Here is a 19,259-nt window from a genome sequence, read left to right on the forward strand (position 1 = left end):
CGCGGGTGCGATGTGCTGAAAGCGCTCGCCGTAAGCCCTCAAGTCGCTTTGGTCGTCGATGGATCAGGGGGCCGGGAACCGCTCATGCTCGTCGGCCGCGTCGGCTGCACGTCCGCATGACCTCGCCAGGGAGTCGCCGTGTCCGTGGTCCTGTCCACCGCTCCGCTGTCCGTCTCGGATCGAGCCGAGTTCTGGCAGGACGCGGTGTCGCGAACGTTCGTCCCGCTGGATGTCGAGCTGCACGAGGACGAGCCTGCGACGGCGACGATCCTCAGCCGCCGGATGGGCTTCATGCAGGTCTCGACGGTCACGGCCGGACCGCAGACGGTCGCCCGCAGGCCCCGGATGATCGCGAGGGACGGCAAGGAGACCGTGACGCTCACGCTGATGCGCCGGGGGGTCGCCGAGCGCTCGCAGGACGGCCGCGACGCGGTCGTGCACCCCGGGCAGTTCGCGCTCTCGGATTCCCGGCGCCCCTTCGACAAGGCGCTCCGGCAGGCGTTCAACCTCACATCCTTCCATTTCCCCAGGTCCGCGCTCAAGGTGAGCGATCTCGAACTGCGGGCCGTGACCGCCACGTCCTTCGGCTGGGACGAGCCCCTCTCCGCCCTTCTCGCCGGGCATCTGAAGCGTCTCGACAGCAGTGCGGAGGCGGTCGCTCCCACGCAGGGCGACAGACTCGCCACGGTGACCTGCGACCTGCTGGCGTGCCTGATCCAGGAGCGGCACGGGCGGCTGGCTCCCCAGGAGCCTGCCGCGGTCCAGGCGATGCTCCTTCGCGTCAAGGAGTACATGGTGCGGAATCTGGCGGATCCGGACTTGTCCCTTGTGGAGATCGCCTCCGCTCACCAGGTGTCGCTCAGGTACCTGCACAAGCTCTTCGAGACGGAGGGCGTCACCGCGGCCCGGTGGATCCAGCAACAGCGTCTGGAGCGCTGCCGCAAGGAACTGGCACGGACGACGTCCCAAGCCCCGACCGTCACGGTGGTGGCCCACAGCTGGGGCTTCGCCAACGCCTCCCATTTCAGTCGCGTCTTCAGACTCGCCTACGGCATCTCTCCTCGGGAGTTCCAGGCCACGGCGCGCAGGCATTCGAGGTGAAGGTGGCCATGCAAAACTTTGCGCCCACTCGTACGGTGCCGGGGGTCCGTGACGACCGCGAGACGGCCGATACGGCACCACGTTCACCGGTGCAGTCACGCGAGCCGGTCGTGAGCGGCTGCCGTGCAGCCGAGCCGACACCGCGCGGAGCGGGCCACTGGCGCCAAGCTCTCCACAGCACGCTGGGCGTCGTCGATGTCGCGGTGCCCGACGGGCGGGACGTGGAAGCCGTCCGGGCCTTTCGACTGGGCCACTTGAAGCTCGCCACCGCAGAGGGAGGCGGGATGCGGCTGGCGCGGGTCCGACAGCCCATCGAGGAGGACGGCGGCCTGCTGGTCGTCATACTGGTGGACCGAGGCGCCGCTGTGGTCGAGCAGGACGACCGCCAGGTCTTCCTGAAGCCTGGGGAAATGGTCTTCTACGATCTGGCACGGCCCATGTCGCTCGAATTCCCCGACCCGTTCCGTGTGAAGTTGCTCGTCCTGCCTCGCCAGCTCATCGGTCTGAGAGAGGATCAACTTCACCGGATCACGGCGACCTCGATCCGTCCCGACGCGACCATGAGCTCACTGGTCGCCGCGTTTCTGACACACCTGGTCGACACGGCCGCAGACCTCCCCGCGGCCACAGGAGTCCCGCTCGCAAGCAGCGCCATCGATCTGCTGACTCTCCTGGCCGAGGAACACCTGAGCCTGAGTTCGCAGGCGTCGGCAGGTCTCGACCGTCTGCTGGAGATCAAGAGGTTCATCGAACAGAACATCAAAGATCCCGACCTCACGCCGCAGGCCGTGGCCCACGCCAACTCGATCTCCGTCCGCTACCTCCACAAGCTCTTCCGGGCCGACGGCGGAACAGTCGGCCAGTGGATCCAGCGGTGCCGACTGCAGAAGTGCCGTAGTGAACTGGCCGGGCTGGACGCCACGAGGCGCTCCATCTCCGCGGTGGCCCACCAGTGGGGATTCACCAGCGCGCCCCACTTCAGCCGGGCGTTCCGGTCCCTCTACGGGATCTCGCCGGCCGAGTGGAGAGACCCCGGCGCGAAACTCTTCGAGGGGTCCGTGGCAGCATCGGGCACGGCCGCCGCGTAGCGGACCCGCTACCGGCCTCACCCGACACGAGTAGGGGCCGCCGGGCAGTGCACTGACGGACAACGTCCCGTGCACTGTCCGGAATCCCGGGAGAAGCGGCCGGCTCTAGCGTCGTGGTGAACCAGTTGCAACGCAGCTCCCTGCGCGTCTTGTCGACACCTCCGTCGACATCCCACCCGCATCCGATGCGGCGTTGCATGAACCTCACAACCTGCGTCCCGCCAACGCGGCCGACGCACGGGAGTACGACGCATGCATACGCTGATGACTGACGCCGCGCACCCTTACGACCGCCTCCTCGACAGCCTTCGCGGCGCCGCGCCCTGGGCGACGGGCCGGACCGATCCCGCGCCGCAGACCGTCCACGGACCGCAGGACGACGCGGCGACCGAGGGGGAGTCGGTGGGCGCGCTCATCGCTCGGCGGTGCGCGTCCTCTCCCGAGGCCGTGGCCCTGCACACCGACGACGGTGACCTCACCTACGCCGAACTTGGCGCCCGGGCGGACGCGACAGCCGCCGCACTCCTTCGAGCCGGCATCGGCAAGGGGGAGATCGTCGCCCTCGTCTTCGAGCGGAGCGCGGAATTCGTGGTGGCGGTGCTCGCCGTGTGGCGGGCCGGAGCCGCCTGTCTGCCGCTCTCCCCCGGCCGTCCCGAGGCGTGGCTGGCCGAAGCGGCCCACCGGGCGAAGGCCTCACTCGTGCTCGGCCGACCGATCCTCGGCCACCCGAGCCTGCCCGACATGACCGAACACGCCGACCCCGTGCGGGACGTCAACGCGCCCGGTGACCTGGCGTACGGGATCGCCACCTCCGGATCGACCGGGACACCGAAGCTCGTCGTGATCGAGCACCGCGGACTGACCCATCTCGCCCGAGCTCAGCGGGCGTTCTGCGGTCCGCTGCCCTCCCACACCCGCGTGCTGCTGTTCGCGCATCCCGCCTTCGACGCCGCCCTGTCAGACATCGTGCCGACGCTCACGAACGGCGTCCGGCTCGACGTCCCGGACGTGCCGGCCCAGTCCGGCGAGCCCCTCACGATCGTGCTCACGGATCGGCGCACCACCCACGCCGTGCTGCCCGCGGCGGTGCTCCGGCCCCTCACGCCGGGCGGTTTCCCCGACCTGGAGGTACTGATCAGCATCGGTGACGTCTGGTGATGAACCACAACTTCTTCTCCCTCAACGTGCAGGGAAAGGTGGACCTGAAGGCGCTGTCCACTGCGACGAGACCGAAGCCGTCCGGACCATCGAGAGGGATGCTCGACGCCCGGGAGGAGATGATCGTGTCCCTCGTCGCCGGGGTGCGCGGCGTGCGGCCGGGCGCCGACGAGAACTTCTTCGACGCCGGCATGCACTCGCTCCAGGCGCTGCGGCCGGCCCTGTGCGCGACGGCCGCGATCGGCCGGGACGTGGGACTCCCCCTCGTGCTCGCCCATCCCACGGTCCGGACGGAACGACCGCCTACATGATCGGCGTCGCGGTGGCGCGCTGTTGTCGCATCCCAGCCAATTGGCCGCCTGCCGCGCGGCGGACGATCTCACCCCGGCCGTGACCGAACTGCTCTGCTACACCATGATCGCCCACAACACCACGCCGCGCGTCGCGACGGAGGACATCGTCATCGGCACCCTTTGGTACGGGCCGCCGGCGAGGGCGTCCTGATCCAGCTGGACGTCGGCGTCCTCGCCGCCGCCGACGTCCTCACCCGGGACAACGCCTGGGCCCTCCTCGAATCCCTCCGCATCGACACCGGCATCTTCGGCCCCTTCGGCAACCACCCCTGACCCACTGGGGTAGCACCCCGGTGCGAAACGACCATCACTTCCGGTTTCGTGGACACACCGGATCAGCGTCGGCCGCATCGCCCGTGCGGCCGCTGTTACCCGTCGCTCGTTCCAGCTCACTGACCCCGGGCGGCCTACATCACCGGCGCCGCGGTCGTCATCGACCGGCCCCCGTCGAATGCCTCTGACCCGCCGTCACCACACGGCGTCTCAGCCCCGCCCCCCTTGCCCCGTTTGGAGACATCAGTGAAATTCCGTCTGTCCGGATCCCGTGGCCTGGCAGCCGCGGTCCTCGCCCTGGCCGTGGGCCTCGGCTCGATCACCGTCACGGCCGCGGCCTCCGACACGCAGGCAGCCTCGCCCTCGTCGTCCGGCGAGCAGGTCCCGGCCGGTTTCAGCGAGCACAAGGTCAAGGTGGCCGGCACCGGCATCAACTACGTGATCGGCGGCCACGGCCCCACCCTGGTCCTCATCCACGGCTACCCGCAGACCTGGTACGAGTGGCACGACATCATGCCCGCCCTGGCCGAGCACTACACGGTCGTCGCACCCGATCTGCCCGGCGCCGGCAAGAGTGACGCCCCCGCGTCCGGCTACGACAAGAAGACCATGGCCGCCGACCTGCACGCCCTCCTCGCCTCCCTCGGCAAGGACCAGGACGTGAACGTCGTCGGCCACGACATCGGCACCATGGTCGCCTACTCCTACGCCGCCCAGTACCCGCACAGCGTCAAGAAGCTGGTGCTCAGCGAGGCCCCGATCCCGGACTCGGGCATCTACGACTTCCCGTCGCTGACCGCGCAGGGCCCCGGGGCGTGGCACTTCGGCTTCTTCTCGCTCCAGACCGGCCTGCCGGAGTCCCTGATCCAGGGCCGTGAACTGACCTGGACCACCGGCTTCATGCGCGGCATCGCCGTGCACAAGGACGCCCTCACCGACGACGACCTCCAGGTCTTCTCCTCCTACCTGAGCGACTACGCCCACCTTGAGGCGTCCTTCGCCTGGTTCCGGACTTTCCCGCAGGACATCGCCGACAACGCGCGCTTCCAGAAGACGAAGCTGGCCATGCCGGTGCTCGCGATCGGCGCCGACGGCAGCCTCGGCTCCTCGGTCGGCAAGCAGGCCCGCCAGTACGCCACCCACGTCACGCCGGTCGTCGTCCGCGACTCCGGCCACTGGATCTACGAGGAACACCCGAAGGAAATGACGGACCTGCTCCTGCACTTCCTCGGTAGCCGACGATGACATCAGGAGCGAAGATGACGCAGTTCTTCCCGACCTTCGACCAGACAGCCGAGCGTGAACCGTTCTGGTTCCTCGGCGGCCAGGCCCGGATCCTGCTTCCCGGCACCGCCACCGACAACCGGCTCAGCCTCATGGAGTTCGCCGACCCGATCGGCCACGCGCCCCCGCACCACGTCCACGAGAACGAGGAGGAGGTCTGGTTCGTCCTCGACGGCGAGGTGACCTTCTTCGTCGGCGACCAGCGCCACGACCTGGTGCCGGGGCAGGTCGCCTACGGACCGCGCGGGATCCCGCACAGCTACCTGGTGCGCTCACCCGAAGGCGCACGGATAGCGGCACTGTTCAGCCCGGCCCGCATCGAGGAGTACTTCCGGAGCAACGGCATCTCGGTGGCCGAGGCCGGAGACCTGCCACCGGAATTCGACCTCGGAGCGGTCGTGGCCTCCGCCGAGGCCTTCAACCTGCGTGTCACCGGGCCGCCACCGACTCTGTGAAGCAGTCCGCCCCATCGGGCGGAGGCGACCAGATCCGCGACGGGTGCGACTCCGGCCCAGTGGCCGCCCCCCCCCAGACCAGGGCGACCGGGCAGGACTGCGACCCACCACAGCCCGAGTCCACCGAGCCGCACCCGTTCGCGATGCGCACACAAGCCGATCGATCCGCCAGGGAAGGCACCGTGCCGGCCCGTCCGCACGGAACTACGGGGCGCTCACGCGGCCCGGCCTTGGTGTGATTGACACGCCACCCGCGCCCCCTCTTCCGGGATGCGCCCAACGCCCTCGCGCTCTGGCATCACCACGACAACTGCCCCGCCGCGGGCCGCCCCGCCGACTGTCCGCCGAGGTCAAAGCCACGACTTGTGCGGTTGGGAAAGCCCGGACGACTTCCACCGGACCAGGAGAGACATCCGTGAACGCCACGCCACGCCGTACCGTCCTCGTCACCGGCTCCACCTCCGGCATCGGCGAGGCGATCGCCACCGCCTTCGCCCGCGACGGAGCCGAAGTCATCGTCAACGGCCGCGACACCCAGCGCACCAAGAACGCCGCCGAACGCATCCGCGCCGCCGCTGGCGACGGCGAGGTCCGCGCCGTCGCCGGCGACGTCAGCACCACGGCAGGCGTCCGCGCGGTGACGGACGCCGTGCCGGACGTGGACGTCCTCGTCAACAACGCCGGGATCTTCGACGCGAAGCCCGCGTTCGAGATCACGGACGAGGAATGGATCCGCTACTTCGAGACCAATGTCCTCAGCGGTATCCGGCTCACCCGCCACTACGGTCCCGGCATGGTGCAGCGCGGGTGGGGCCGCGTCGTCTTCATCAGCAGCGAGTCGGGCATCAACATCCCCAAGGAAATGATTCACTACGGCGCCACGAAGACGACCCAGCTGGCCGTCGCCCGCGGATTCGCCCAGGAGGTCGCCGGGACCGGCGTCACGGTCAACACCGTCCTTCCGGGTCCCACCCTCACTCCGGGTGTCCGGGTCTTCATCGCCGAGCGTGTCGGCGACGGCATTTCCTTCGAGGAGGCCGAACGCCGCTTCATTGCCGAGGAGCGTCCCACGTCGCTTCTGGGACGGCTCATCCGCCCCGAAGAGATCGCCAACCTCGTCCACTACGTCGGCTCCGACGCAGCTTCCGCTACCACGGGCGCCGCGCTGCGCGTCGACGGCGGCGTGGTGAGCAGCATCATCCCCTGACCCTTGGTCGCCTGAGTTCAGACCTCGTTGCGACGAGGTTCCTGGCGTGCGGCGACCGGATTCGTCGAGCAGCAGGACACCGAACTGGGCAGCGTCCGGGTGTGCCAGGCGGCTGTCCCCGCTGCGGGCCTGGCTGGCCGGCTACGCCTCGCCGTCAGCCACCCCGGTCGAGGAGAGGCAACAGGGTCCGTCTTCAAACGGATCTCGGCCAGGGCGGAAACGACGCGTGACCGGCCGCCGCTTCGTAGGAGGCGGCGGTCTAGTCGTATCTGGTGGCGGTGCCGCGCAGGCTCGCTCAGCCAGGCCGGTGGCTGTCCTGCTCGGTCGGCATGGTGATCGCCGACGCGATCCGCAGCCGCGTGCCCCCGCGTCGGCCTGGACACCGGCGCGACCAGGACAGGCGCTTGCGCAGAGGCACCGGCAGTGCCCTTCGGGGCGGGGGGTCTGTCCTATCGGGCATCGTCCTGTTGTCCGGGGCCTGTGGGGGGTTGGTGCTAGATCGCTGGGGTCGCTCCGTTCGGTCGCTGGCGAAGTCGCAGGTCAGAGCCGCCTGTCCCGGATCAGCGACTGAAGCGACCGAAGGGTGGATATAGGTCGGCGACTTGAAATGCGCGTATGTGCGTCCTGCATCGGAACCAGAGTCGCTTTGGTCGCTCATATGGTCATGGAAGTGGGTCTGACCTGCGCTTATGGCTACGGCTGGAAGGCCGGCGACTCGACGCTCCTGAGTCGCTAGCCCCGTGCGCAGCTGCTGTCGCCGGCCGGACTGCGGGTGGAGGCAATCCGGACGGGTCCTCGGCTACGTTATGTCCACCCCGTTTGGATGTTGAGTCGCTTCGGTCGCTCCGAGAGCAAGCACGACTTACTGACCAGGACTTATTCCCCGGTGTGGGCCGTCGACCGGGTTCACGGGAAGAGCGACTGAACGAGATGAGGTGCTCTGGGCATGGCCGACGACAGCCGTCACGCCGCATGGCGTTTCGACATGCTGAGCATCGCGCGCTGGTGTGCGGCTCAGGGCTGGCCCGTACTTCCGCTGGCCTCCGGGCGCAAGGTGCCCGCAGGGAATTGCCCTCGGTGCCAGGAAAAGGGACACACGCACGCGGACTGTTCCTGCATTGCCGCGGGACGCTGGTGTCACGGATTTCACGCGGCCACGACGAACCCGGAGCGGATCGACCGGTGGTGGTCCGGCGACCCGCAGTTCGGCGTCGGGGTGGCGTGCGGCGCCGCAGGACTGGTGGTTCTCGACATCGATGCCCACGCCGAGTCCGTCCCCAGCAGGGACCGGATTCTCCCCGGTATCGCCATTCACGACCAGGTCGAACTCGAAGGCCTCGAGCATGGTTTCCACACGCTCGCCCTGCTCGCCGCGCTGCGGGGTGAGGAGGATCCCGCACAGGACGATGGGACGCTGAGGGTGCGGACGCCCTCAGGAGGCCTGCACGTCTGGTATCGCGTCGACGACCGGCGTCGTTTCCGGTGCTCCACCGGCTCGGGCTCCACGCGTGCGCTCGCCTGGCAGGTCGACGTCCGCGCCGACGGCGGCTACATCGTGGCCCCTGGCACGACCACCGCCGCCGGTACGTACAAGCCGCTCGGAAGCACGAGAACCCCGCGCAGGCTCCCGGAGTGGCTGGCCGTCGAGCTGACCCGCACCGGTCATCTGGATCTGCCCCAGCAGCGTTCCGTTCCCCGCATGCGGGCGCTGCCGCAGCGTGCCCGGCAAGCGGTCATCGCGGCGGGTGGCGGTCGCGGCCGCGCGGCCCAGATTCTGGAAGCGGCGCTGCGCGAGGTGGCCGCCTGTGCGGTGGTCGCCGAAGGAGCGGGTTTCTCCGACAAGCTCAACCGTGCCGCGTACACCGCGGGTGGTCTGGCTGCCGGCGGCTATGTCTCCATCGCGGACGTGGAGGGCGTTCTGAGGGGTGCCGCGGACTATGCGCGCCCAGGTCAGGAGAGGCGTTCGACCCAGATCATCCGGAGCGGGCTCGAGGCCGGCACCCGGCGGCCGCTGCACATCGAAGGACATCCTGCATGACCGCGACCCGACGTGGTCCGGGTGCGTTCGACCCGGCTGCCGCCGCGCAGCAGATCCTTCAGGGCCCCATTCAGCAAGCTCTGGCGATTCCGGGAGTACCTGCCCAGGCGGCAGCTGGTTCCGTGCACCAGGTCGCCACTTCCGTAGGGCTGCTGCCGGACTCCCTGAGCGACCGGGGCAATGCCAAGCTGTTCGTGGAGCTCTACGGGCGCGACTACCGGCATGTACCGGGTCTGGGCTGGTACCGGTGGGCCGGGCATCGGTGGCAGCTGGACGAGGAAGAAACGGTCCTGTGGGCGGTGGGGGAGATGGCCGAAGCCATCGCCGTCACCGATCCGACCGGGGTGTACACCGCCGCCGAGCTGCGCCGGCACCGTCGTCGTGCGTTGTCCACGTCGGGCATGAGCGCGTTGCTGATGCAGGCGAAGGCGTCTCCGGGCATGGTGATGAATGCGTCGCTGCTGGACGCCGATCCGTATGCCCTGTGCACGCCGGAGGGTGTGGTGGACCTGCGTACCGGTGGTCTTGTGCCCCCGGATCCGGGTACGCAGCATCATTCCCGGTCGACCACGGTCGCACCGCATGTGATGCCCACGCCGCGTTGGCAGCGTTTTCTCGACGACACGTTCGGCACGGATGCCGAGGGCCGTCGGACGGCGGATTTCCTGCACCTGCTGTTGGGGTATTCCATCTCAGGGGATGTGGGTGCCCAGGTGATGCCGTTTCTGTACGGGCAGGGCAAGAACGGCAAGAGTGTGCTGCTGGATGTGATGCTGCAGCTCATGGGGGACTACGCCGATGCTGCTCCGCCGGGCTTCCTGATGGCGAAGGTGTTCGAGGGGCACCCCACTGATCTGGCCGAGCTGCACGGGCGGCGCATCATCGTCTGCTCCGAGCTCAAGCCCGGTGACCGCTTCGACGAGGCCCGGGTCAAGCTTCTGACGGGCGGTGACAAGCTCAAGGCCCGTCGTATGCGGCAGGACTTCTTCTCCTTCCATCCGACGCACAAGCTGTGGCTGCTGGGCAACCACCGTCCCGAGGTCAACACGGGCGGCTTCGCGTTCTGGCGCCGGATGCGTCTGATCCCCTTCGAACAGGTGGTTCCCGAGGAACGCAAGATCGACAATCTGGCGAGCGTCCTGGTGCGGGAGGAGGGCCCGGGCATTCTGGCCTGGCTCGTGGACGGTGCCCGGCGCTACTTCGCGGGCGAGAAGGATCTGGCGGGACCGGTGCGGGTCCAGGTCGCCACGACCGCGTACGCCGAGACCGAGGATCATGTGGGCAGGTTCCTGAGCGAGTCCTGCAAGGTCGAGGACAGCATGCGCGCCGAGCAGGCGCAGTTGTACGGTGCGTACACTCGCTGGTGCGGTTTCGAAGGTGCCAACCCTGTTTCTGCCCGTGCGTTCGCCGCCCGGGTGCGTGAGGCGCTGGGAATGGCCTCGCCGAAGGACATGGTCCTGTCCAATTCACGAAAGTACTATCCGGGCATCGGCCTGGTTACCGACCCGGATATCGAGGAGCGGCAGCCGTGAGCGCGTTGATCGACCCCGAGGAGATCGCCTACGAGACCGACCTCGTGTGGCTCGAGGATCCGACGCTGCTCGACTACGTGCGCCAGTCCCTGGACCGGTTGCCCTCGCGCCGAGGGAAGCCCGCCTACCACCGGGACGGGCGCATGGTCGGCTACGCGATCCTCGGCAAGGACGCCAAGCCGTCCCGGGCGTCGGGCACGTTCCGGCGCCGGGTGTTCTGGCTCCTGCCGCACGATCGTGACCAGCAGCCGGACGGACTGTACGAGACAGGCGCGCCGTCCGAGGCGATCGACCCCCGCACCGTCGCCCCGGGCGTCAAGGGCTACAAGACGGAGCGCTCGGAGGGCGGCCCCGCCTCGCCGGCGATGATCGCCCTGGGCATAGTGCTTCCCGCCGACTGACAGCCGTGGCGGGCGCACTGCCCCCGGGGCGCCTGTTCCTGTCCCGCCGGGGCATTGGCGGCGAGGCGATCCCGAGTCCTCGGGTCGGCCGGCATTCTCCGCCCTTTCGTACCCGCACCTCGGCCTTGTCGTGCACGTCTGGGCGTCGAGTATTGATCGGTGCTCCTGGGCGTTGCGTAACGTGGCAGGACCCCGCTTCGAGGAGTGGTCCGGCTTGGCTGCCACTCCGTCCTGGATGGGCCCATGGCCTGGAGGGTTGCTCTGTGCCACGTGTGTCCCACGACCGATTCCCCTGACGGTGGAGCCCCCCGGGTCTCCTCCATCGCCGACGCGCTGAAGGTCGTCGGTGACCGATGGAGCCTCCTCGTCGTCAGGGAGCTGTGCTTCGGGACACACCGGTTCAACGAGATCCAGATCAATACGGGTGTGCCCGCGGCCACGCTGTCCGAACGGCTGCGCAAGCTGGAGAGGGCCGGTGTCATCGCGCGCCGACGGTATTGCGACCACCCCAGGCGCTACGAGTACGTGCTCACGGCGGTGGGGGAGGACTTGTCTCCGGTCCTTGCCGCGCTGGGGGAGTGGGGGGCGCGGCACGTGACCCGCCCCCGGCGGGCGAACCCGGACATCCTTTAGCGCCCTTCCCGGCCCATGAGGCCGCCGACCGTTCATTCCCGGTTCCGGGTGTGACCTATCTTCCCGTTCCTTCCGTTGCCGGTGCATGGGTCCGGCGCTAGATTCGATAGAGACAGAACGTTCTGTCTGCACTGTCGAGACGGTGTACCACTGAAGGAGAAGACAGGTGTTCCAGCATCGCCCCGGCCGTATCGCGGCCCTCGCCACCACGACGCTCGCACTGGCAGCAGGCGTGAGCACCACCGCTTTCGCCACGTCGAACCATCACGCCGAGCCCGAAGCGAAGCCGACCGTGGTCCTCGTGCACGGCGCATGGGCGGACTCGTCGAGCTGGAGCGGGGTCGTCAAGCGCCTGCAGGCCGACGGCTATCCGGTGACGGCACCCGCGACCCCTCTGCGCGGCCTCGCCAGCGACGCCTCGTACCTGTCCGACTACCTCAAGACCGTCAAGGGCCCGATCGTCCTGGTGGGCCACTCCTACGGCGGCGCCGTCATCACCAACGCCGCGACCGGGAACCCCCATGTGAAGGCTCTCGTCTACGTGGCTGCCTTCGCTCCCGACAAGGGCGAGAGCACCGCGGATCTGCTCGCCAAGTACCCCGGTACCCACCTCGGCGCCGCCCCGGACGCCCCGCTGCCCAGGGCCCTGAACCCGGTTCCGTTCACCCAGGCCGACGGCAGCACCGGCACCGACCTCTACATCAAGGCCGACAAATTCCGCGACGTCTTCCTCAGTAACCAGGTCAACACGGCCAAGGCCGCCGAGCTCGCCGCCACGCAGCGGCCCATATCGGTCCAGGCCGTGGGCGAGCCTTCCGGCACCCCGGCATGGAAGACCATCCCTTCGTGGTACCTGGTCGCCGATGACGACCACACCATCCCCGCGGCCGCCGAGCGGGCCATGGCCGCCCGGGCCCACGCGCACACCGTCGAGGTCGACGGTCCCCACGCCGTGGCCGTGACGGACCCGCACGCCGTGACCCGCCTCGTCGAGCAGGCCGCCACCGCGCGGTGACAGGCCCCACGGGGCAGGCGGTCCCGGTGAGAAGCGGGACCGCCGGCCGTTCAGCGCGCCGCGAGGAGCGCAGACGTTCCATGGACCAGGACGGCACCGGCCGCTCGGGGGTCGCCGAGGTAGCCGGCCACCATCGCGCCGTCGCGCAGCGCCACCATCGAGTCGGCGGACTGCTCGGGGCCGGCCGCTCCGAGTCGCTGGAAGGCCTTCCGCAGCACTTCACGGAACCAGCGCCGGTGACTCAGTACCGCCTGGTGGACCACGCTTTCGGGGTCCGGGTATTCGGCGGCGGCGTTGATGAACGGACACCCGCGGAATCCCGTGCCGCACACCTCGTCGCCGATGCCGTGCGCGACCGCCATGAGAAAGTCGGCGGGCGCCGAGATCGCCTTCTCGGCCGCACCGACCTGCTCCCGGATCTCGAGGTCGGCCGCCTGGAGGTACGCGCGCACCAGGTCGTCCTTGCCGTCGAAGTGCCGGTAGAAGGTGGCCCGTGCCACCTCGGCCTCCGCCATGACTCGGTCCACTCCGACCGCGCGGATGCCTTCGCTGTAGAAGAGCCGGCTCGCGGTGCCCAGAAGCCGTTCGCGCGCTTCGGAACGACGAATCGGCGCGCTCGCATCTGTTGGCTTCGACATGCCAAAAGTGTAGAACGGTCTTTCTTTTCTTGCCTCGGCCGTCCCGATTCGGATCGATCACCGCGCGCCGAGTCCCCGGGGGAGCGGCCCCCGCACGGGCCGGCCCCGCTTTGGGGCAGGTGAATCCTGACCACCACGGTTCCGGCTCCGGCATGGACGTGCTGGATCCCACCGTCGTCGACGCCGTGCCGCCCGGCAGCGCAGGCGGGGGCGCGAGCGCGTCCTTCTGGAGTGTGGTGCTGTGCGGTCGAGGCCGCCCCGGTCTCGGGGCGGCCTCGGTGACGTTCCGGCGAACGGTGGTCGGGGTGGGTGGGGTAGCGGCGTCCGGCTGCTCGGTGCTGCCGTGTGCTTCGCGGAGCCCGGCCCGTGGTCCGCGGGGACTGGTCCGCGGGACCTCGCAGGCCGGGCGCGGCTGTGCCGGTGTGCGCGGGTGCCGGATGTCAGAGCGTCTTGATCTGTCCGCCGTCGATGACGCTCTCCGTTCCCGTGATGTTGGCGGCGAGAGGGGAGGCGAGGAACAGGGTGAGGTCGGCGACCTCGTGCGCCTCGGTGATCCGTCCGGTGGTGATCCCCATGCTCTGCGGCACGACCACGTCGAGCGCTTCCTGGGCGGTGATGCCGGCGCTCGCGGCGGTGGCGTCGGCGAAGCCGCCCGGGGCGGTCCAGAAGGGGGTGCGGACCGGGCCGGGGGCGATCGCGTTGACGCGCACGCCCTGCGGTGCGAACTCCTCGGACAGGGACTTGTTGAGGTTGGTCAGGGCGGCCTTGGCCGCCGAGTAGTCGACCACCATGGGGAAGGGCAGCCGGGCGTTGATCGAGCTGATGTTCACGATGGCCCCGCCGCCCGCCGCGATCAGATGGGGGAGGGCCGCGCGGCTGGTGCGTACGGCGCTGAAGAACGTGAGATCGAAGATCCGCAGCCAGTCGGCGTCGCTGACGTCGAGGAACGACTCCCGGGGCTCGGCCGCGCCGACGTTGTTGACGAGGACGTCGATGCGGCCGTAGCGCTCCACGGCCTGCTGGACCAGCCGCTCGGCCCCTTCCACGGTGGACAGGTCGACCGGTACGAAGGTGACATCGTGCTCGGCTGCCAGGGCGTCCAGTTCGGGCGTGGAGGTACGGCTGCCGGCCACGACCTTGACGCCCTCCCCGGCCAGTTTCTCGACCACGGCCAGGCCGATGCCCTTGCTGGCTCCGGTGACGACGGCGACCTTGTCCGTGAGGTGCAGTTCCATGACGGTCCCTTTTGGAGCGGTCGATACAAAATCAGGGTAGAACGCATCGCGGATGCGGGCATGGCGGCCGACGGTGAGCGGCCCTGCGGCGGTCAGTCCAGTGCGCGCATCGCCGTGGTGAGGGCGTCCTCAACGAACTCCCTGCCCACCTTCGCCTGGCCCACGATCCGTATCCCCTGGATGAACGTGGTGAGGAACCGGGCCAGCTCTCTCGGATCCTTCTCGGGCGAGATCTCACCCCGCGCCTGCGCCTGCTCCAGGGCGCCGGCGATGAACGACTCGACATGCCTGATCGCCGAGTTGACGCGGTCCCCGGCCGCGGGCAGGTTGCCGCACTGCGTGGCGCTGTTGACCACGAGGCAGCCGCGCACGGGGTCGGCCAAGTCCATCTCGACCAGTGAGGCGAGCAGCGTGCGGACGGCCGGCCGGATCTCCGGCGCCCCGTCGAGGATCTTCTTCAGATCGGCGTGCTGCATGGAGACGTAGCGTTCGAGGGAGCGGAGGTAGAGCTGCTCCTTCGAGCCGAAGGCCGCGTAGAAGCTCCCGCTGCCTATCGACAGCTCCTTCAACAGGTCCTGCAGGGACGTCTCGGCATAGCCGCGGCGCCAGAACAGGTCCATGGCGCGGTCCACCGCCTGGTCGATGTCGAACTCCCTGGTACGAGCCATGGCGCCAGGGTAGCGCCCTTTATGGAATAGTCAATCAATTATGGTCGGTCTCACTTGCCGGTGCCGTCTGCGCGGGCGAGGACATGCTTCGGCGCTGCCCGGTCACGACCGGGCAGGATCCGGTGAGGCGGGCGCAAGACTGCCTGACGGGTCATGCGCGCAGTCCATGAGGGCATGATCGGCCGATCACGCTTGCCGGGCCGCGGTCGTCGCTGCGAGGCTCGCAGTGTCGGCCCGGTCGCCCTGGATGGAGGGTGCCGGGTGCGGACTGGCGGAGCGGCTGATCGATCCGGATCGGCTTCCTGCAGCGGTCCAGGCCCTTTGCTCCCCGGCGGAGGCCTGGAGCGCTGCAGGCCGCCTCATACGCCCCCGCTGCCGTCGCGAGAACTCCCCCCCCGTCGGACCGCGCCGCGACGGCGGGACGCAAGCGGACACCTGATGTGCCCTCCCATCCCGGGACAGCCCCTCGCAGAACCCCGCTCGCGCCTCGGCCATGGGGGCGGAGGCGCGAGCGGGACCGAAACCTCTCGGCCCTGGAGCCCCGCGTTCCGATCCTGTCGTCCCCCACGCAGGCGGGAGGCGAAGGAAGGTCCGATCCCCGGTCGGTGCTCCCTGCCGGGTGCGGGCCCGTGTTCCCGGGCACTCCGTATCCCTGTTGCGCACCGAGCCCGGCTTCGCCGGCCGAGGGTCCCGCAGAGCGACGGCCGCCTACGGCTCCGCGCCTGCCGACCGCCTCCGTCGGTCGGCGCGATCGAGAGCGCGCACAGCCGACGCCACTTTTTCGAATAGGGGTGCCATGCCTGATCCCGGGTGCGCCGATGAGACGTGAAAGGCACCCCCTGTCGAGGGGCATTGCTGTTTTATCACATGCGCCACAGCGACTTCGCCGTGAGGTCTTCGATACTGCCTGTGAGTCACCACTTTCTGCCCAAACGATCCTGGCCGGGCTGGCCACGGCCATTTCATGGACGACGGCTGATAGAACCCGATGCTGTAGGCGTCTGTGTCAGGTCTGCTGAGCAATGCATCCGGCATCACGCCCGTTCCGCGGCAAGAGCATGAATAACCAGAGCAGAAGAAGGCATTTCAAGTGATCAAGCACAGCAGGTGGACAACTTTGCCCATCTTGATGGGGCTGACGTCCGCATTGTTGACCGGCTGTGGGTTCGGCATCGGTTCGGACGGCGGTGCCGGCATAGTGATCGGGATGTCCGACGAGGTTATGGCGACCGACCCTGCATCCGGTTATGACCCCGGTTCATGGCTGCTTTTCAACAACGTCTTCCAGTCATTGCTCAGTTTCCCCAAAGGCGGTGCGCCGGATCCCGAACCCGACGCGGCCGAGAAGTGCTCCTTCTCTGATTCTCGTAGCCAAGTCTATCGATGCACCCTCAAGGACGGGCTCCACTTCAGCAACGGTGATTCGCTCACTGCCCAGGACGTGAAGTTCTCGTTCGACCGTCTGCGCAGGATCGACGATCCGGCGGGGCCGGCGGTCATGTTCCAGGGGCTCGACAGAGTGGAAGTGCCGGACGACAGGACCGTGGTCTTCCACCTCGACACGCCGGACGCCACCTTCCCCAGCAAGATCGCATCAGGCGCCGGATCCATCGTCGACCGGCACGAGTATCCGCCCAACGCGATCAGGCAGGATCACGCCGTCATCGGATCCGGGCCGTACACGCTGGACTCGTTCGACAAGAAGCGGGCGACCTTCTCGGTCAACGACTCCTACAAGGGCAACGCGCAGGTGAGGAATTCCGGTGTCACTCTGGAGTTCTTCCACGGTCAGCGGGATACCCTCAAGGAGGCTCTCACCGCCGGAGACGTCGACATCGCCTACCGCGGACTGAGCGCTCAGGACATCGCCAGCCTCGAGAAGCGGGGCGGGAGCGGCGACATCAATGTCGCCGAGGGCAACAGCGCCGAGGTCCAGGACCTGGTCTTCAACATGGACGACCCGGTCGTGGGCCGTCTCGGAGTCCGTCGGGCGATCGCCTATCTGATCGACCGGAACGCACTGGTCGACCGCGTCTACAAGGGCACGGCCCTCCCGCTGTACTCGATCGTTCCGGCCGGTATCACGGGTCACAACACCGCCTTCTTCGACCGTTACGGCGCGAATCCCTCGCGCTCGAAGGCGGCTGAGGCCCTGCGGGCGGACGGCATCACCGGCAAGGTGAAGCTGACCCTGTGGTCCACCCCGACCCGTTATGGATCGGCGACGGACGATGAAGTCAAGGCGATCGCCGACCAGTTGAATGCCAGTGGTCTGTTCGACGCCCAGATGAAGTCCGTCTCGTACGGGCAGTACGAGAAGGGCATCGCGGCCGGACAATATGGGGTCTATGTCAAGGGCTGGCTTCCTGACTATCCGGACCCGGACAACTTCACCGCACCGTTCTTTGGTCCGGAAAACGTCCTAGGCAACAATTTCAATAACGCGACCATCACGCAGCAGCTCATGCCGCGCACGGCGCTCATGAGCGACCGTTCACGCACGGCGTCCGACTTCGGCGCGATTCAGGAGATCGTGGCGGACCGGTTGCCGATGCTCCCGATCTGGCAGGCGAAGCAGTACGCGGTCGTTCGCACCGGCGTCGAAGGCTATGCGTACTGCCTGGACGCCTCGACGGTCTTCCGCTTCTGGGAGCTCTACAAGCCGTGACAGCACGGTGGTTCGCCACGACGGTCCGGCCGGCGCAAGGCGAGACCACGCCGGTCACGCGACGGCTCGATCTGCGCGACCGCACCCATGCGGTGGCCTGCGCGACGCGGATGGGCGCTGCGTGAGCGGGTGCCGGATCTTCGATCCATCCGGCCGACGGGGAGCGGTCCGTTCATGAAGAAAGGTTTCCCTGTCCTTCGTGCCCTGGACTGGACGCGGCTCGTCCGCCGGTCGGCTGCCGACCGGCGGACGGGGCACGGCAATCCATCGCCGCCGTTCCTCACAGCGGTGTCAGCCACCGACGCGCAGCACGGGACCGGCCTCGACGACCAGGTCGTCACCGGTGGTCACGGGGACGGGCAGGCCGACGGCGGGCGCATCACCGGCCTGGCCGTCCATCAGCAGATACTCCGGCATCTCACGCGCGGCCAGTGGCGCGGGGGCGTTCCGCACGTCCTGGGCCGGAGTGATGTACAGGTTGAAGGCCACCGTCAGCGCCACCAGCGCCAGGACGGCCGTCACCGCGATGGTGAGGGTGGGGTCGTTCGGATCAGCGCCGGCCTGAGTGCCCGTGCGTGTGGATGACGCGGTCAACGCGGCGAGGTTCACGTACTGAGCCGCGCACAGCAGTGCCGCTGACAGCGCGGAGACCGCGACGGCCACCCGGTGCGCGACGACCGTCGTCGTCAGCCACAGGACAGCCGCCATGGCCATCGCCGTCAGAGCGATGCCGACCACAGCGATGCCGACGGACGTATGGAACCGCGCGGGCGCGTCGAGGGCGCTCGTGCCCAGAACGAACGCCCCGGTGAAGCCGGCCGTCATCACGGCGCCGGCGGCGACTGCCCCCGGCCGGGTGCGCCGTGTCTCGGCCAGGAGAAGACCGGGCGCCGTCGCGCCGACACAGACCACCGCCGAGAGCTGGGTCAGCAGCGCGTCGTGGCCGATCGGCAGGTCGGACACGCCGAAACCGAGCAGGGCGATCACATTCGTGCCCCACAGGCCGACACCGAGCGCCAGGGCCGCGAGAGCGAGCCATGAGCGCCCTGTCTGCGCCCGGAGTGCCCGGAAGCGAACCATGCAGGCCCACCCCTGGTACGAGCCGACGCACATGGTCGTGAATGCGAGCACGGGAATCAGCACGTGCGCAGAGAAAATTTGGTGGCCCAAGGCCAGACTCCCACTCCGAACGAACAGCGCACCAGAACGGTGACGCGTGAGCCATCCCCTCTCGCCACGGCTGAGAGAGGTCCGCAGGCCCGGGTGGTCGTTGTCTGTTTCGGCCAAGCCGCATATTCGATCCAGAGCTTATGCAATCTGCCCAGGCCATGGACATTGTGACGGGACGGAGGGCGCCCGGAGAATAGCGAAGCGGTCAACAAGACTGCCCCTTGGGGAACTTCGCTCGGGCTGAATTGGCGGCCGGGCTCCGCCGTGACGGGCGACGGGTCCGTCCCGCGGTCTTTCGGCCCGAGGGGGCGTGCTCACCCGTCGTGCCCGGGGAGGCACGGA

19 protein-coding genes are annotated in these 19,259 nt (G+C 68.6%); 15 read left to right on the forward strand and 4 right to left on the reverse strand.

Going from position 1 to position 19,259, the window contains the following annotated elements; all coding sequences use genetic code 11:
* The first annotated feature begins 138 nt into the window (after positions 1-138).
* From FNH09_RS02420 to FNH09_RS02475, 14 genes are all read left to right on the forward strand, one after another.
* Positions 139-1,101 (forward strand): helix-turn-helix domain-containing protein, encoded by a 963-nt coding sequence (locus FNH09_RS02420; protein WP_162468008.1) that lies wholly within the window; start codon positions 139-141, stop codon positions 1,099-1,101.
* An 89-nt stretch (positions 1,102-1,190) separates the two neighbouring features.
* Complete coding sequence (locus FNH09_RS02425; RefSeq protein WP_162468009.1) at positions 1,191-2,189, forward strand: helix-turn-helix domain-containing protein; 999 nt, start codon at positions 1,191-1,193, stop codon at positions 2,187-2,189.
* A 264-nt stretch (positions 2,190-2,453) separates the two neighbouring features.
* A complete protein-coding gene (locus FNH09_RS02430; RefSeq protein ID WP_162468010.1) occupies positions 2,454-3,347 on the forward strand; it encodes an AMP-binding protein in 894 nt (297 codons plus the stop codon).
* Positions 3,347-3,658, forward strand: coding sequence for a phosphopantetheine-binding protein (locus FNH09_RS02435; RefSeq protein ID WP_152884601.1), 312 nt, complete (start codon positions 3,347-3,349; stop codon positions 3,656-3,658). The genes FNH09_RS02430 and FNH09_RS02435 overlap by 1 nt, the downstream gene beginning before the upstream one ends.
* Positions 3,659-3,680: 22 nt before the next feature.
* A complete protein-coding gene (locus FNH09_RS46570; protein ID WP_156110793.1) occupies positions 3,681-3,851 on the forward strand; it encodes a hypothetical protein in 171 nt (56 codons plus the stop codon).
* Positions 3,821-3,973 (forward strand): hypothetical protein, encoded by a 153-nt coding sequence (locus FNH09_RS46575; RefSeq protein WP_156110794.1) that lies wholly within the window; start codon positions 3,821-3,823, stop codon positions 3,971-3,973. Before FNH09_RS46570 ends, FNH09_RS46575 begins: the two co-directional genes overlap by 31 nt.
* A 246-nt stretch (positions 3,974-4,219) precedes the next feature.
* Positions 4,220-5,218 (forward strand): alpha/beta fold hydrolase, encoded by a 999-nt coding sequence (locus FNH09_RS02440; protein ID WP_162468011.1) that lies wholly within the window; start codon positions 4,220-4,222, stop codon positions 5,216-5,218.
* Between the two features lie 14 nt (positions 5,219-5,232).
* Positions 5,233-5,712: a cupin domain-containing protein gene (locus tag FNH09_RS02445; protein ID WP_152884604.1), complete on the forward strand. Its 480-nt coding sequence runs from the start codon at positions 5,233-5,235 to the stop codon at positions 5,710-5,712.
* A 415-nt stretch (positions 5,713-6,127) separates the two neighbouring features.
* Positions 6,128-6,919, forward strand: a complete 792-nt coding sequence (locus FNH09_RS02450) for an SDR family NAD(P)-dependent oxidoreductase (RefSeq protein ID WP_162468012.1) — start codon at positions 6,128-6,130, stop codon at positions 6,917-6,919.
* 946 nt (positions 6,920-7,865) lie between these two features.
* Positions 7,866-8,957 carry a bifunctional DNA primase/polymerase gene (locus FNH09_RS02455; protein WP_202919573.1) on the forward strand — a complete coding sequence of 364 codons (1,092 nt, stop codon included), beginning with the start codon at positions 7,866-7,868 and terminating at the stop codon, positions 8,955-8,957.
* Positions 8,954-10,489, forward strand: coding sequence for a DNA primase family protein (locus FNH09_RS02460; protein ID WP_152884606.1), 1,536 nt, complete (start codon positions 8,954-8,956; stop codon positions 10,487-10,489). The genes FNH09_RS02455 and FNH09_RS02460 overlap by 4 nt, the downstream gene beginning before the upstream one ends.
* Positions 10,486-10,890: a DUF6009 family protein gene (locus FNH09_RS02465; RefSeq protein ID WP_162468013.1), complete on the forward strand. Its 405-nt coding sequence runs from the start codon at positions 10,486-10,488 to the stop codon at positions 10,888-10,890. The genes FNH09_RS02460 and FNH09_RS02465 overlap by 4 nt, the downstream gene beginning before the upstream one ends.
* Before the next feature lie 270 nt (positions 10,891-11,160).
* Entirely contained in the window at positions 11,161-11,523 is a 363-nt protein-coding gene (locus tag FNH09_RS02470) for a winged helix-turn-helix transcriptional regulator (protein ID WP_202919574.1), read from the forward strand.
* Between the two features lie 166 nt (positions 11,524-11,689).
* The gene (locus tag FNH09_RS02475; RefSeq protein ID WP_162468014.1) at positions 11,690-12,538 is read left to right on the forward strand and encodes an alpha/beta fold hydrolase; all 849 of its coding nucleotides are present in this window, start codon (positions 11,690-11,692) and stop codon (positions 12,536-12,538) included.
* Positions 12,539-12,588: 50 nt separating this feature from the next.
* Here FNH09_RS02475 and FNH09_RS02480 read toward each other — a convergent pair whose 3' ends face one another.
* The 3 genes from FNH09_RS02480 to FNH09_RS02490 form a co-directional block, all read right to left on the reverse strand.
* Positions 12,589-13,176 (reverse strand): TetR/AcrR family transcriptional regulator, encoded by a 588-nt coding sequence (locus FNH09_RS02480; protein ID WP_152884611.1) that lies wholly within the window; start codon positions 13,174-13,176, stop codon positions 12,589-12,591.
* A 440-nt stretch (positions 13,177-13,616) separates the two neighbouring features.
* Positions 13,617-14,411 (reverse strand): oxidoreductase, encoded by a 795-nt coding sequence (locus tag FNH09_RS02485; RefSeq protein ID WP_152884613.1) that lies wholly within the window; start codon positions 14,409-14,411, stop codon positions 13,617-13,619.
* Between the two features lie 92 nt (positions 14,412-14,503).
* Positions 14,504-15,079 (reverse strand): TetR/AcrR family transcriptional regulator, encoded by a 576-nt coding sequence (locus tag FNH09_RS02490; protein ID WP_152884615.1) that lies wholly within the window; start codon positions 15,077-15,079, stop codon positions 14,504-14,506.
* Between the two features lie 1,090 nt (positions 15,080-16,169).
* Between FNH09_RS02490 and FNH09_RS02495 the strand changes: the two genes are divergently transcribed.
* On the forward strand, positions 16,170-17,747 hold the full coding sequence (locus FNH09_RS02495; protein WP_162468015.1) for an ABC transporter substrate-binding protein: 1,578 nt from the start codon (positions 16,170-16,172) through the stop codon (positions 17,745-17,747).
* A 291-nt stretch (positions 17,748-18,038) separates the two neighbouring features.
* Here FNH09_RS02495 and FNH09_RS02500 read toward each other — a convergent pair whose 3' ends face one another.
* Positions 18,039-18,878: an MHYT domain-containing protein gene (locus FNH09_RS02500; RefSeq protein ID WP_152884617.1), complete on the reverse strand. Its 840-nt coding sequence runs from the start codon at positions 18,876-18,878 to the stop codon at positions 18,039-18,041.
* Positions 18,879-19,259 lie beyond the last annotated feature (381 nt).

It is taken from the genome of Streptomyces adustus, from assembly GCF_009377175.1.
In the GTDB taxonomy this organism is placed as follows: domain Bacteria; phylum Actinomycetota; class Actinomycetes; order Streptomycetales; family Streptomycetaceae; genus Streptomyces; species Streptomyces adustus.

Coding starts and splice junctions, on each gene's coding strand:
- FNH09_RS02445 (WP_152884604.1), top strand. CDS start 5,233: ATGACGCAGTTCTTCCCGACCTTCGACCAGACAGCCGAGCGTGAACCG.
- FNH09_RS02455 (WP_202919573.1), top strand. CDS start 7,866: ATGGCCGACGACAGCCGTCACGCCGCATGGCGTTTCGACATGCTGAGC.
- FNH09_RS02480 (WP_152884611.1), bottom strand. CDS start 13,176: ATGTCGAAGCCAACAGATGCGAGCGCGCCGATTCGTCGTTCCGAAGCG.
- FNH09_RS02460 (WP_152884606.1), top strand. CDS start 8,954: ATGACCGCGACCCGACGTGGTCCGGGTGCGTTCGACCCGGCTGCCGCC.
- FNH09_RS02485 (WP_152884613.1), bottom strand. CDS start 14,411: ATGGAACTGCACCTCACGGACAAGGTCGCCGTCGTCACCGGAGCCAGC.
- FNH09_RS02435 (WP_152884601.1), top strand. CDS start 3,347: ATGAACCACAACTTCTTCTCCCTCAACGTGCAGGGAAAGGTGGACCTG.
- FNH09_RS02430 (WP_162468010.1), top strand. CDS start 2,454: ATGACTGACGCCGCGCACCCTTACGACCGCCTCCTCGACAGCCTTCGC.
- FNH09_RS02490 (WP_152884615.1), bottom strand. CDS start 15,079: ATGGCTCGTACCAGGGAGTTCGACATCGACCAGGCGGTGGACCGCGCC.